14 protein-coding genes are annotated in these 12,598 nt (G+C 69.6%); 7 read left to right on the top strand and 7 right to left on the bottom strand.

From position 1 onward, the window contains the following. Positions 1 to 118: 118 nt before the first annotated feature. Positions 119 to 502: a nuclear transport factor 2 family protein gene (locus tag AMK34_RS00400; RefSeq protein ID WP_073842252.1), complete on the bottom strand. Its 384-nt coding sequence runs from the start codon at positions 500 to 502 to the stop codon at positions 119 to 121. A gap of 124 nt (positions 503 to 626) precedes the next feature. Here AMK34_RS00400 and AMK34_RS00405 point away from each other — a divergent pair, with 124 nt between their 5' ends. Further along, positions 627 to 1,175, top strand: a complete 549-nt coding sequence (locus AMK34_RS00405) for a PadR family transcriptional regulator (protein ID WP_073842253.1) — start codon at positions 627 to 629, stop codon at positions 1,173 to 1,175. Positions 1,176 to 1,180: 5 nt separating this feature from the next. Then, positions 1,181 to 1,603: a VOC family protein gene (locus tag AMK34_RS00410; protein ID WP_073844459.1), complete on the top strand. Its 423-nt coding sequence runs from the start codon at positions 1,181 to 1,183 to the stop codon at positions 1,601 to 1,603. Between the two features lie 6 nt (positions 1,604 to 1,609). Here the strand turns inward: AMK34_RS00410 and AMK34_RS00415 are convergent, their stop codons facing one another. After that, positions 1,610 to 3,451: a cellulase family glycosylhydrolase gene (locus tag AMK34_RS00415; protein ID WP_073842254.1), complete on the bottom strand. Its 1,842-nt coding sequence runs from the start codon at positions 3,449 to 3,451 to the stop codon at positions 1,610 to 1,612. 61 nt (positions 3,452 to 3,512) lie between these two features. On the opposite strand from AMK34_RS00415, the gene AMK34_RS00420 reads away from it, so the two are divergent. The 3 genes from AMK34_RS00420 (at position 3,513) to AMK34_RS00430 (ending at position 5,545) form a co-directional block, all read left to right on the top strand. Further along, the gene (locus AMK34_RS00420; RefSeq protein ID WP_073842255.1) at positions 3,513 to 4,061 is read left to right on the top strand and encodes a cysteine hydrolase family protein; all 549 of its coding nucleotides are present in this window, start codon (positions 3,513 to 3,515) and stop codon (positions 4,059 to 4,061) included. Positions 4,062 to 4,124: 63 nt separating this feature from the next. Then, positions 4,125 to 5,111, top strand: coding sequence for an aldo/keto reductase (locus AMK34_RS00425; protein ID WP_073842256.1), 987 nt, complete (start codon positions 4,125 to 4,127; stop codon positions 5,109 to 5,111). Beyond that, positions 5,111 to 5,545, top strand: a complete 435-nt coding sequence (locus AMK34_RS00430) for a VOC family protein (protein WP_037344416.1) — start codon at positions 5,111 to 5,113, stop codon at positions 5,543 to 5,545. Before AMK34_RS00425 ends, AMK34_RS00430 begins: the two co-directional genes overlap by 1 nt. Positions 5,546 to 5,547: 2 nt before the next feature. Here the strand turns inward: AMK34_RS00430 and AMK34_RS00435 are convergent, their stop codons facing one another. The 4 genes from AMK34_RS00435 to AMK34_RS00450 all read right to left on the bottom strand — a co-directional run bounded on the left by AMK34_RS00435 (position 5,548) and on the right by AMK34_RS00450 (position 9,768). Then, positions 5,548 to 6,132 carry a hypothetical protein gene (locus AMK34_RS00435; protein WP_073842257.1) on the bottom strand — a complete coding sequence of 195 codons (585 nt, stop codon included), beginning with the start codon at positions 6,130 to 6,132 and terminating at the stop codon, positions 5,548 to 5,550. A gap of 220 nt (positions 6,133 to 6,352) precedes the next feature. Beyond that, positions 6,353 to 8,662 (bottom strand): PQQ-dependent sugar dehydrogenase, encoded by a 2,310-nt coding sequence (locus AMK34_RS00440; protein ID WP_198941611.1) that lies wholly within the window; start codon positions 8,660 to 8,662, stop codon positions 6,353 to 6,355. 114 nt (positions 8,663 to 8,776) lie between these two features. Further along, positions 8,777 to 9,199 carry a YkvA family protein gene (locus tag AMK34_RS00445; RefSeq protein ID WP_073842259.1) on the bottom strand — a complete coding sequence of 141 codons (423 nt, stop codon included), beginning with the start codon at positions 9,197 to 9,199 and terminating at the stop codon, positions 8,777 to 8,779. After that, a complete protein-coding gene (locus AMK34_RS00450; RefSeq protein WP_073842260.1) occupies positions 9,196 to 9,768 on the bottom strand; it encodes a Chromate resistance protein ChrB in 573 nt (190 codons plus the stop codon). Before AMK34_RS00450 ends, AMK34_RS00445 begins: the two co-directional genes overlap by 4 nt. Before the next feature lie 73 nt (positions 9,769 to 9,841). Here AMK34_RS00450 and AMK34_RS00455 point away from each other — a divergent pair, with 73 nt between their 5' ends. Then, complete coding sequence (locus tag AMK34_RS00455; RefSeq protein WP_073842261.1) at positions 9,842 to 10,954, top strand: sensor histidine kinase; 1,113 nt, start codon at positions 9,842 to 9,844, stop codon at positions 10,952 to 10,954. Continuing rightward, positions 10,951 to 11,613, top strand: coding sequence for a response regulator (locus AMK34_RS00460; RefSeq protein WP_073842262.1), 663 nt, complete (start codon positions 10,951 to 10,953; stop codon positions 11,611 to 11,613). The genes AMK34_RS00455 and AMK34_RS00460 overlap by 4 nt, the downstream gene beginning before the upstream one ends. Positions 11,614 to 11,710: 97 nt before the next feature. Here AMK34_RS00460 and AMK34_RS00465 read toward each other — a convergent pair whose 3' ends face one another. After that, positions 11,711 to 12,568: an alpha/beta fold hydrolase gene (locus AMK34_RS00465; protein ID WP_073842263.1), complete on the bottom strand. Its 858-nt coding sequence runs from the start codon at positions 12,566 to 12,568 to the stop codon at positions 11,711 to 11,713. Positions 12,569 to 12,598 lie beyond the last annotated feature (30 nt).

Genomic DNA, 12,598 nt, shown 5'->3' on the forward strand with positions numbered 1-12,598 from the left:
CGTGTCCGGACGGACGACTCACGGCGGACCTGGCCGCGCACGCGTGCCGTCCCTCCAATCACGCGTGTCGTCCGTCTGATCACACGCGCCGTCCGGACAGTCACGCGTGCCGGCTCGCTCAGCCGAGCGCGTCCGCCTTGATGGCCTCGAACTGGGCACCCATGCGTCCCGCGAGCGCCTCGGCCGTCCGCAGCGGCCGGACCATCACCTTGAAGTCGACGATCTTGCCCTCGGCGTCGAAGGTCAGCAGGTCGCAGCCGTTGATTTGAAGCCCGTCGACGGTCGCTTCGAACTCGTACACGTGGTGCACGCCGTCCTGGATCTCGCGGACATAGCGGAAGTCCTCGAACACCCGCAGGACCCCGCGCAGGATCGCCGCCGTGATCGCCTTCCCCTGGTAGGGCTTGAACGCCACCGGACTGGTGAAGACCACGTCGTCGGCGAGCAACGCCTCGATCGCGGCGGCGTCCTTCGCTTCGACTGCTTCACGGAACGTGGGCATGGCGATCTCCTCATAGTCAACTTGTTGAGTAGATGTCGCCGAGCGTAGGTGATCACCGCTCCGCTGTCCATCAAAGTGTCTAATCAACTTTGCGACTACTCGCGGCGATGCTTATCATCGCGCCATGGCGCTGCGGAACGCGATCCTCGCGACGCTCCTGGACGGCGAGTCCTCGGGCTACGACCTGGCGAAGAGCTTCAACGCGTCGGTCGCCAATTTCTGGACCGCGACATCGCAGCAGCTCTACCGCGAGCTGGACAAGATGGAATCGCAGGGCCTCGTGGCGGCCCGGGTGGTCGAGCAGGAGCGGCGTCCCAACAAGCGCCTCTTCTCCTTGACCGACGCCGGCGCGGCCGAACTCGCCGGCTTCACCACGCGGGCGCCGAAGCCGACCGCGATCCGCGACGAACTGCTGGTGCAGGTCCAGGCGGTCGAGGCGGGCGACGACGAGGCGATCCGGCGCGCCGTCGCCGATCGGATGGCCGTCGCCGAAACGAAGCTCAAACGGTTCGAGCGCCTTCGGGAGCGGTTGCTCGGCGACTCCGCCGAGGCGGAGTTCCTCGCCACGGCGCCCCGCGTCGGGCCGTATCTGACGCTGGCCCGTGGGATCATGTTCGAACAGGAGAACATTCGCTGGTGTGAGCACGTTCTCGCGGTGCTCGAACAGAGGTGAACGGCTTGGTCGAGCGGAAAAAGGGGCCGAAGTTCCGTCAGGTGGTGCTGGACTGCACCGACGTCCGCGCGCTGGCGGAGTTCTACCGGCGCCTGCTGGTCTGGGACTACCGCCCCGGCGACGAAACGCCCCCGCCCGGCGCCGAGGACAAGGACTGGCTGGTGCTGCGGAACCCGGACGGCGGGGCGCAACTCGCCTTCCAGCAGGTCGATCGGCTGGAAGAGGCGAGCTGGCCGGATCCCGAACCCGTGCCTCAGCAACTGCACCTGGACCTGACCGTGGACTCGGTCGAGGAACTCGAAGAGCAGCACGCCCGCGTCCTCGAACTCGGCGGGCGGCTCCGGTACGACCGCAGCGACGACCCGGAAGAACCGCTGCGCGTCTACGCGGATCCGGCGGGGCATCCGTTCTGCGTCTTCGTCGCCTGAACGCGCTCAGGCACGGCAGAGCACCGCGTCCGGAGTGCGATTCGAGCCGACACGGCCGGTGTACGCGACACCGGCGACGTATTCGCCCGGAGCGCATTGTCCCTTGGAGTGGCCCGAGGCGAAGTCGCCGCCGGGATTCCCGGACGGCCGGTTGTCACCGCGGTCGAACCAGACCGTCCGGCCGGCGCCGCCCAGCGGGGTGGCGGACCGGCCGCACAGGAGCGCGGAGAACGCCGCGCCGGTGACGCTGTAGCCGACGGCGGCGTGCCCTGGCGGGCATTGCACCTTGGTGTAGCCGGACGCCCAGTCGGTGTCCACATAGGACTCATCGCGGACCACGGCGTATCCCGCCGGCGCGGCGAGCGTGCCGGTGCACAGGCCCCGGTTGCCGGTATGGGCAAGGCCGCTGAGCCGCTGGCCGTCGGGGCAGGCGCCCTTGCGAGCGCCCGGATTCCAGTCCGCCATGGCGCGAACCCCGCGCGAGGCCTGGAAATCGGCGTAGTCGAGGTTCAGCATCGACCAGCGCTCGGCGTCGGGGACCCGGCCGGAGCGGGACGGCGCGTCCACCAGCCGTCGCCAAGCCGGGCCACGCCAGTCCGTGCCGTCGAGCACGTCGACGCGCCTGCCGCCGGTGTCCCAGGAGAGCAACGACCAGCCGTTGCCCGTTCCGCCTTCGTGGAAACCGACCGCCGGCCAGTAGGCGAAGTCCGTGTCGGTCTCGGCGAGGTAGCCGACGAAGTTCTCGAACCAGGCACGGCTGGCGGCGTCGGTGGTGTGGCGGCCTTCGCCGAACTCGCTGATCCAGAGTGGGGCGGTGTAATGCTTGCCGGTCTCCGCCGAGACGAAGAACGCTTGCCGGTAAAGGACATCGCGTAGTTCCTGGGGTGACAGGTCACGGTAGCGCGGGTCGTGGGTCTCGCCGGTGCCGGTCGCCCCGGAATGGTTCGGACCGGTGTAGCCGTAGAAATGCGCTGCGTAGACCAGTTTTCCGGAATCCACGAGCGTATGCGAGAGCGTGCGGGCCGGCTCCAGCGTCGGCCTTCCGTGGGGCAGGCCGTCGACGGGCACGCCGGTCCAGTTGATGCCTTCGACGATGATCAGCAGATCGGGGTTGGCCTCGGTCTGGATGCGGTCGGCCACCCGCTGGCTCGCACGTTGCCAGTCCGGGCCGTTTCCCCAGCCCCAGTTGGGATCGTCGAAGACATCGCGCCGGACCTCGTTGTACAGATCGGCACCGACGACGCGCTTGTTCGCGGCGTAGCGGCGGGCCATGAACAGCCAGTCGTCCTGCCAGCGTTGCTCGGTCTGCGCGGTGTTCCAGCGTTCGTTGCCGTCGAGACCGCAACACCAGCGGGAGGTGGTGGTGTGGTTGTTGAGGATCACCGCGAACCCGCGCGCGGTCAGCCGCGCGACGACGCGATCGTAGACCTGCAATGGGGTCAGGCCGCGCAGTTCCGGGTTCGCGGGGAGATCGGGGACGGGCTTGGTGTCGTGGATCATCGCGTTGGAGAAAGGCAGCCGGACACTGTTCAGGCCCAGTTCCGCGAGCCCGTCGATGACGGTGTCGATCGAAGCGCGGTCCAGCCCGAGCGGCGTCTGATAGGCGATCTCACCGGCGTGGTGCGAGGCCGGATCGTTCACGTCACCCGAACCGGTCCATGTCCCGCTCGCGCCGTGCCAGTTGGCGGCCTTCAGCTTGAACCGGTCGCCCGCCGCGTCGACGATGTAGCGGCCGCGCGTGCTCAACGGTGCCACCCAGCCCGACGGATCCGCCGAGGCGACGGCGGGCGGGGGAATCACGATTCCGGCGGTCACCAGGACGGCGAGCAGCACACTCTTGATCCTCACCCGCCGGAGGCTAGCCACTCGCGCGGCCGGTTGTATACGGACGATCGGGTAGCTTGCCCGCATGACCACCGCGTTGATCATCGGTGACCTGCAACGAGGCATCACGGGCACTTACCCGTTCACCGGAACAGTCCTGCCGCCGATCAAGAGTCTGCTGCCGCGGGCGCGGGCGGCCGGCGCGCTCGTCGTGTTCGTCCACTTCGCACTCCGCGGCAACGGGACCGACCTGCCCGCCGGGAACGCTTTGTTCAAGTCGTTCCACGAAGCGGGGGACACCTTCCACGAGGGCTCGGCCGGGACCGAGATCGACCTGCCGGTCGCCGACGAGGACGTGGTCGTGCTGAAACGCCGGGCCAGCGCGTTCGCCGGCACCGATCTCGACCTCGTGCTCCGGGCCCGGGGCATCGACACCGTCGCCATCGCCGGGGTCGCGACCAGCGCGATGGTGGCCGCGACGGCCTACGACGCGGCGGATCGCGGCTATCACGTGACCGTGCTGCGCGACGGTTGCGCCGACGGGGATCAGGCGATGCACGACTTCTTCGTGGACACGGTCTTCCCGAGCCGGGGGTTCGGGGTCGTGACGTGCGCGGACTGGCCCGGCGAATAAATCGCGCGAGCGAAGCGCCCGGATGTGGCACGGTGATCGGCGAGCTGATCGAGGGGGCCGCGGATGGAGACGAAGCGACTCGGGCGCACCGACGTCGAGGTGACGAGGCTGGGCTTCGGTGGAGGACCGCTCGGGGGCTTGTTCGCGCCACTGGACGACGACACCGCGGCGGGGGCGCTGGCCGCGGCCTGGGACGGCGGGATCCGGTACTACGACACGTCTCCGCACTACGGGATCGGGCATTCCGAGCGCCGTATCGGCGAGTTCCTGCGCTCGCGGCCGCGTGACTCCTACGTCCTGTCGACGAAGGTCGGCCGCCTGCTGATTCCCCAGGATCCGGACGGGAAACCGGATCCGGCGGGCTTCCACGTCCCCGCGGCGCACCGCCGGGTCCGCGACTTCACCCGTGACGGGATCCGGCGCAGTGTCGAGGATTCGCTGGAGCGGATGGGCTTGGACCGGATCGACGTGCTGTACCTGCACGACGCCGAGGAGTACTTCGACGACGCGCTGCGCGACGGCTATCCGGCCCTCGCGGAGCTGCGGTCGGAAGGGATCGTCGGCGCGATCGGCGCCGGTATGTACGACACGGCCATGCTGACCACTTTGGTCAGGGAGACCGATGTCGACGTGGTCATGCAGTCCGGGCGTCACACGCTGCTCGACCACAGCGCGCTCGACACCTTCCTTCCTGCATGCGAGGAACGCGGTGTCTCGGTGATCGCGGCGTCGATCTTCAACTCCGGGCTGCTCGCCGTGCCGCGGCCGGTCGAGGGCGCGTACTTCGACTACGCCGCCGCCACACCGGAGGTCGTGGAGCGGGCGAACCGGATCGCCGACGTGTGCGAGACGCACGGTGTGACGCTTCCCCAGGCGGCCATGGCGTTCCCGTTGCAGCATCCGGCCGTCGCCGGTATCGCGGTCGGGATGCGGTCCGCCGAAGAGGTCCGAAGCAACTTGGAATCCTTCGAAGCGAAGGTTCCCGCACAGGTCTGGGCCGAACTGCGGGCCGCGGGCTTGATCCGTTCGACAGCGATTAGGGTGGACTGATGGTGTCGGTCAAACAGGTACAGGTCACGTTCGATTGCGCGAAACCCGAGCGCCTCGCGCGGTTCTGGTGCGAGATCCTGGGCTACGTCGTGCCCTCGCCGCCGGAGGGGTTCGACACCTGGGACGACTACAACCGCACGTTGCCGCCCGAGAAGCAGGACGCGGGCTTCGCCTGCAGTGACCCGACCGGCGTGGGCCCGCGGCTCTACTTCCAGCGCGTTCCCGAAGGCAAGGTCGTCAAGAACCGGGTGCATCTCTGCGTGCGGGCGGGCACCGGCCTGGTGGGGGAGGAGCGCCTCGCCGCGCTCCAAGCCGAATCCGACCGCCTGACGGCGCTCGGGGCGGTGCAGCAGCGTGTCCTGCTCGCCGACGAGGAGAACGAGTCGTGCATCGTGATGCAGGACATCGAGGGCAACGAGTTCTGCCTGGACTGACATCAGCCGGTGGTGCGAATGCTGAACGTCGTGACGCAGAAACCGCCGTCCGCCTTGAGATCCGAGATCACGATGCCCTTCGCCGACCGTCCTTTGGCGACTCCGGCGACGTCGGCGAGGACGAACCGGGACGTCCCGTTGACAGAGGTCACCTGAACACGTGACCCCAGCGGGATCAGGGAATCGATCTTGTCGTCCATGAACCTCTTCTGCGCCTCGCAGGCCAACGCGATCGCCCCCGGCTTGTCGCTCCCGGCGATCTTGGTGAGGAAGTCCACGATCACCTGAACGCCCTGCGCCGGCGGCGTGGCCGGGTTCCTGGTGGGGGTGATCCTCGGACGGCTGACCCTCGTGCTGGTCGGGCTTTCCGTGGTGCTCGTGGGCGAGGAGGTCGTCGTCGCCGGGCTGGAGGTGGGGACGGGCAACGAGAGCCCGGGTCCCTTGCGGAGCAGGAAACCGGGAGCGGCGAAGCCGGTGATGCAGAAGGAGACCAGTGCGATCACCGCGACGAGGATCCCGACGGCCACGCCGGGCTTGACGGTCGCGGGGCGGGTGTTCTGCTGGTCGGGCAGGCCTGGGTAGGTCATCGGAGGTACCTTCCGTGCGGGATCTGGTTGGGCGATCCGACGGGGTCTCTCCGGTGGGGGTTCCGATCCTTTCGGGGTTCTTACGGCTTCGCGAAAGGCGTGCTGGAGTACTCCATTATGGACGGTTCGAACACGCGCGACCGCTGAAGCTCACGGTGGTCGTGAGTGGCGTTTCGGGTTAGAACCCGAAACGCCACTCACGACCCGCTGTCGCGACAGCTCAGCAGGGGTTCAACAGCCAGCAGAGCCGATAGTTCGCCTGGTAGGTCGTCGACGTACCGGGCGCGATGATGTTCTGCGTCCGCGCGCCGCCGTGCGCCCAGCCGGTGAAGGCGTACTTCAGGTTGAGCGGTGGCAGTTTCTGCGGGCTGTCCGCGCTGATCGAGTTGGTGGATCCCGCGATCACCGTCCGGGAGAACGGCGTGCGTTGCTGCGTGCCGCCGACGGTGAGCGTCGCCTGGCTGGGACTGGAGGCGAAGTTCAGCGACACCGTCTTCGGCTGGAGGTCGACGGTCTTGCTGCCGGTCCGGCCGGTCGAGTCGGTCGCGGTGAGGGTCAGCTGCAGGTACGACGGGTAGTCGTGGTCCGGCGCGACGAACGACCCGGACGCGACGCCGGGGAAGTCCTGGACGTTGTGCGTATGGCAGGTGCCGTTGGTCGCGCAGTGCCGGATCGCGAGCCGCCACGACAGCGCCGACGCCGGGAGCTGCCCGTCCTGGGCGTCGATCGCGCGGCCGGAGAAGGACACGGTCTGGCCGACCGACCAGGTCAGCGTGCCCGCCGGGCTGTCGATGACCGGCACCGGGTCGAGGCCCTCCGGGTTCCCGACGGTCACGCGCACCGTCGTGGTCGCGCTCGCGCCGTGCGAGTCCGTCACCCGGAGCCCGGCGTCGACGGCGGCTGCCGCGGTGTAGGTCCAGGTGGGGTCGGCGGCCGCCGAGTCGTCGTACGCGCCGTCGGCGTCGAGGTCCCAGGCGTAGGACAGGGTGTCCCCGGCGTCCGGGTCGGTGGACGCGGTGCCGTCGAAGCGCACCGTCAGCGGCGCCGGTCCGCTCGACGGGGTCGCCGTGGCCACCGCGGTGGGCGGCCGGTTGGTCCCGCCGGGATGGCTGACGCGGCGGAGTTCGCCGCTGCCGAGCGCGACGTAGAACAGGTCGCCGCCCGGGCCGGTCAGCACCTGCACCGGGACGTTGACGCCGGTCACGAACGGCACGAGACGGCTCGCGTTCGGCTGGCCGTCGACGGTCTGCATGGCCCAGATGCAGCCACGGGAGGAGTCGGCGAAGAACAGCGCGCCGGAATACTCGGCGGGGTAGTTGCTGCCGGATTCGAACGCGATGCCGCTGATCGAAGAGCCGCCCGTGGGGCACGGGTCGCTCGCGACCACCTTGGCGCGGTGGTTGTAGGCGTAGTACGGGGCGGAGTGCCCGCCGGAGGAGTAGAGGGATTCGCACCGGTCGAGGTTCGCGCCGTCGTAACCGGCCTGCCTGGCGTTCCCTTCGAAACAGGGCCAGCCGAAGTTCTCCGCCACGCTGTCGCCGACGTCGGCGACGCGGTTGATCTCTTCCCACGTGTCCCAGCCGACGTCGCCCGCCCAGAGCTCGCTGGTACCCGGCCGGAAGCCGAAGCGGAACTGGTTCCGCGCGCCATAGGCGATCACGCGCCGCGCGTTGGCGTCGGAGCTGTTCGCGAAGGGGTTGCCGGGGACGCCTTCGCCGGTGTCCGGGTCGATGCGCAGCAGCGTGCCGTTGAGCAGGACCGGTTGCCCGGCGGCGCGTCGCGGCGACTGCGAACGCAGCGCGCCGCCTTCGGCCGACGGCGGCGTCAGGTTCGTCCCGGCGGGCGAGGGCGGATCGGCACAGGGGTTCCCCACCTGGCCGTAGTCGGCGAACGTGAAGCTGGCGCCGTCGCCGCCTCCCGCGTACAGGGCGCCGTCCGGACCGAAGGCGAGTGCGCCGACCGAGTGGCTCGGGAACTGCTGGCACCAGCCTGTGACCAGTGGTTTCTCGCTCACGGCCGTGCCCGCCGAGCCCATCGTCAGCTGGGAGACGCGGCCGGTCACGACGCAACCCTTGTCGGTCGCGCCCGGCGGGGTCGGGCAGGTGTCACCCCAGCGCGGCGCGGTGCCGCCGGGCTCCGCGTCGAGGGTGTACGAGACGTAGACGTACGGCCTGGCGGGGAAAGCGGGGTCGACGGCGAGCCCGAGCAGGCCGCGGTCCCAGAAGTCCTGCGTCTGCGTGCGGAGATCGGCGAACACCGTCGCCGTCGGGTCGGCGAGCGAGTCGAAGACCTTGACCAGACCGCTCTTCTCGGCGACGAACACCCGGCCGTCCGGCGCGAACGCGGTGGCGGTCGGCGAGCTGAGCCCGCCGATCGCCACCGTGTCGGTGAAACCGGTGGGCACCGCGGCTTCGGCCGGTGCCGCGGCGACGAGCCCGACCGCGAGCGCGCCGACGAGCGGGCCGACGACACCCACCGCCAGCGCGCGTCGCGATCTTCGGGGGAACAGGAAACGACGGGATCTCGACACGCGAATCCTCCAGCGGCGGGGACCGGACAGAACAAGACAGCTCTCCGGTATGCCGCAGGAAGGCCGAAAGTTGTTACGCCTCCGACAGGAAATGCGCACAACTCGCTAAACGGATCAGGGGGTGGCGGCGGGAAATCCGGTCAGGCGGGCGAGTGCGTCGAAACCGTCGTCGGTACCGGGCCAGTGCGCGCGGACGGCGTCGAGCCCGGCGCGGCGGACGACGCCACGCAGGACGAGGGTGACGACGATGGCGTCGTCGGCATAACCCAGAACGGGGATGAAATCGGGGACGAGGTCGATCGGCAGGGCGAGGTAGACCATCAGCAGCGCGAGCCTGATCCGGACGCCGCGGGGCAGCGTCTTGTCCGCGGCCAGACGGCGGATGAGCCGCAGCACGTCGGGCAGCAGCCGCAGCGCTTCCCGGAGCAGCCCGCCCCGCGGCCGGGCGAGCACGAGTGCCACGACGAGCGCGAGCCAGGCCACGACCAGCGCACCGGCGATGCCGAGCAGCAGATCCCACCAGAACGAGCCGGTCATCGCTGCTTCCCCGCCCGGATCTCGGGCGCTTCGGCGCGCAGGGCGGCTTCCTCGAAGGCGGCGAGTTCTGCCGCGGCCAGCTCGACGGCGTCGCGGGCTTCCTGGCCGCGTGGGGCGCCGAAGTAGTCGCGGGCGGCGATCTTGGCCAGCCAGCTGCGGAACCGGTGCAAATCGGCTTCGGATTCTTCGACTTCCGCGTAGGTGGCGTTGCCGCGGGCCTGCTCGTCCGCGAGTTCCCGGCGAAGCTCGGGCAGCCGCTCGAGGACCTCGGCGTACTCGGCGTCGCGGGCCTCGTTCAATTCGGCGATCACCGCACGCTCCTCGGCCGGGTCGGTGAACGCCATCGGCAGCGCACGGGCCGTCCCGCCCTGATGGCGGACCCGGTCGAGCAGGCGGCGGATCTCCCGCACCACCTCCGCCCGCGCGGGCAGGAGACATACCGATTGCTGCAGGTAGAGCGCGCCAAGAGAACGTAGTTTGCGCCAGACCTGAACCCGTAGCGAGTCCGGTCCGCCTGCGGTGGACACGCTGATCACCAGCCAGTTCCGGCCGTCGGATTCGTCAGTCACAGGTCCATGTTACGCCCGTAACATCGCCGATCGGCATACGGGCGATTCACCCGTTCGGAATAAGATCCGCTGCGTGGTCAACCTTCGGTGGGTCTCGAGGCAGTGGCGGTGTGGCCCGGTCTGGTACCTCCCGGTCGCTTTGACCCTCCTCGTGGGATCGCTGGTCCCGGCGTTGCAGAGCCACGGAACGCAGTTCGGCGGCCTGCCGAACCGCCCGTACGACGCACTGGCCGTCGTGGGGATCGCCCTGCAATGCGTCCCGCTCGTCGTATGCCACCGATGGCCCGTCGCCGGTTTCGCGCTGGTGTCGCTCGGGTTCGCCGTCGACCAGTTCGGCGGTTATCACTCGTTCGCCGGCACGGCACTGCCGATCGCCCTGCTGACGGTGGGACTCCGGCTGGAGCGGCACCGCCGCGTGGTGGCGATCGTGTCCACCGCGGCGTTCCTCGCGTCGGCGATCGCGTTCGCTTCGCTCGGCGGGACGGAACCCCTCACCGGCTACGTGACCTTTTATCTCGCGCTGGTGCTGGCCTGGGGGATCGGGACGGCGTTGCGGTCCAACCGGGTCGCGGAAGCGGAACGTCGCCGCCGGGTCGCCGAGGAGACGCGGGCGGCCGAGCGCGCCCGCATCGCCGCCGAACTCCACGACGTCGTGACCCATCACGTCACGGCGATGGTCGTGCAGGCCGAGGCCGCCCGGTATCTCACCGACGAGCGGCTCGACCAGAGCCTGACCGCCGTGGCCGACACCGGACGGCTGGCCATCACCGATCTGCGTCACCTGCTCGACGTCATCGATCCCGGCCGCGGCGCCGAAGCGATCCCGACCCTCGTGGAGCGCACACGCCGCGCGGGACAGCCGGTGGAGTTCTCCGAACAGGGCGAGCCCACCGCGGGGGACGCCGGGCCGATGGCGTACCGCGTCGTTCAGGAGGCGTTGACCAACGCGCTGAAACACGCGCGCGGCAGCCGCACCTCGGTGCTGGTGCGCCACGGAGCCGGGGAGATCACCGTCGCGGTGGACACGGAGGAAGCAATGTCCGCAGTGGACTCTCCGGGCGGCGGACGGGGCCTCGCCGGCCTGCGCGAACGGATCGACGTCCTGGACGGCGAATTCAGCGCAGGCCGCCGAGGGGACGGCGGGTTTTCCGTCCGTGCCCGCATTCCCGCGGGAAACCCGTCGTGACCGCGCCGACGCGGGTACTGGTCTGCGACGACCAGATGCTGGTGCGCACCGGCCTGGTGACGATCATCGACGCCCAGTCCGACCTCGAAGTGGCGGGCGAATGCGGTGACGGCCGGACCGCCGTCGACCTCGCCGCCCGGCTACGCCCGGACGTCGTGGTGATGGACGTGCGCATGCCGGTGCTCGACGGCATCGAAGCCACCCGCCTGCTGGCGGGCGCCGGTGTTGCCGAACCCGGCAAGGTCCTGGTGGTCACCACGTTCAACCTCGACGAGTACGTCTACCGGGCGCTGCGCGCCGGTGCGAGCGGGTTCCTGCTCAAGGACAGCCCGCCCGACCGGCTGCTGCACGGGATCCGCACCGTGGCCGCCGGCGCCGCCCTGCTGGACCCCGAGGTGACGCGGCAGCTGGTGGGACGCTACGCCTCCCGGATCCGGCCCGCCGAGGACGAAGGCCCGGCCGGAAACCCGCTGACTCCCCGGGAACTGGAGGTCCTCCGGCTCATCGCGGACGGCCGTTCCAACAGCGAGATCGCCGCGACGCTCATGATCAGTCAGGAGACCGTCAAGACGTTCGTTTCGCGCATGCTCGCGAAACTCGGGCTCCGCGACCGGGTGCAGGCGGTCATCTACGCCTTCCGTCACGGCCTCGTCACCTGAACCGTCCTATTCGGAGGGTTGTGTCGAAGGCTCCCTTCACCGCATCAGACGCGGTGAAGGGAGCCTTCAGCCCGCCAGCGAACACGGCACGCCGGTCCTATTCGGACTTGGCCTCGTCCGCGACGCGCTGGATCGCCCGGACGGCGAGGTCCGGCTGGTCGACGTAGATGTAGTGCTCGCTGTTCGCCGCGACGCTCAGATTGCTGCGGCCGGACAGCGCGAGCCACTTCCGTTGCCCCTCCGACCACGCCTGCTCCAGGCCCGCGCCGTACTCGGGGACGGCCGTGAGGTACTGCTTGCCGTGCTGGATCACCTCGACCGGGATGTCCCCGGCGGGGCGGACTTCGGCGTCGGTGACCACCAGCTTTTCGGGGCCCTGTCCCGCGAACACCGCCAAGGTCTGCGCCCGCAGTTCGGCCGCCATCCCGGTGGCCGAATCCGGAATCCGTTGGCGCAGATCGGCTTCCTGGGTCGGCGAGGTGGCGTCCATCAGCACCAGCCCCTTGACCCGGTCCTGGTGGTCGGGGGAGTACCTGGCGGCGATCAGCCCGCCGAGCGAATGCCCGGCCAGGACGACCGGCTCGCCGCCGGCGACCTGGTCGAGTACGCCGGTGAGGATCTTCCCGGTGCTCTCGAAACTCTGCGGCCCGTCGGGCTGGTCGCTGGCGCCCGCGCCGAGCCGGTCGTAGGAACAGACCCGGCCTTGCGCGGCAAGAGTGTTCTGGAACCCGCTCAGTTTCCCGAGATCGTCGCCCCCGCCGTGCAGCAGGACGACGACCGGCCGCCCTTCGGCCGCGTTCCCCGCGCACGACACGTTCACCGAACGCTCGCCGACCTTGATCTTCTGTGTTCCGGTGAACGCGGATTCCGCTTCCGTGGCTTCGTCGCAAGCCGACAGCGCGACGCCTGCCACTGCGCAGCACAGCGCGATCAGAGCGGATGCCTTACGGGACATGGTGAACTCCTGGTACAGGGGAACGATTCA

It is taken from the genome of Amycolatopsis sp. CB00013, assembly GCF_001905755.1.
In the GTDB taxonomy this organism is placed as follows: domain Bacteria; phylum Actinomycetota; class Actinomycetes; order Mycobacteriales; family Pseudonocardiaceae; genus Amycolatopsis; species Amycolatopsis japonica.

Excerpts from the sequence above, each read along its gene's own strand:
- AMK34_RS00400 (WP_073842252.1), bottom strand. The coding sequence starts at position 502 with ATGCCCACGTTCCGTGAAGCAGTCGAAGCGAAGGACGCCGCCGCGATC.
- AMK34_RS00405 (WP_073842253.1), top strand. The coding sequence starts at position 627 with ATGGCGCTGCGGAACGCGATCCTCGCGACGCTCCTGGACGGCGAGTCC.
- AMK34_RS00420 (WP_073842255.1), top strand. The coding sequence starts at position 3,513 with ATGACCACCGCGTTGATCATCGGTGACCTGCAACGAGGCATCACGGGC.
- AMK34_RS00425 (WP_073842256.1), top strand. The coding sequence starts at position 4,125 with ATGGAGACGAAGCGACTCGGGCGCACCGACGTCGAGGTGACGAGGCTG.
- AMK34_RS00430 (WP_037344416.1), top strand. The coding sequence starts at position 5,111 with ATGGTGTCGGTCAAACAGGTACAGGTCACGTTCGATTGCGCGAAACCC.
- AMK34_RS00435 (WP_073842257.1), bottom strand. The coding sequence starts at position 6,132 with ATGACCTACCCAGGCCTGCCCGACCAGCAGAACACCCGCCCCGCGACC.
- AMK34_RS00445 (WP_073842259.1), bottom strand. The coding sequence starts at position 9,199 with ATGACCGGCTCGTTCTGGTGGGATCTGCTGCTCGGCATCGCCGGTGCG.
- AMK34_RS00465 (WP_073842263.1), bottom strand. The coding sequence starts at position 12,568 with ATGTCCCGTAAGGCATCCGCTCTGATCGCGCTGTGCTGCGCAGTGGCA.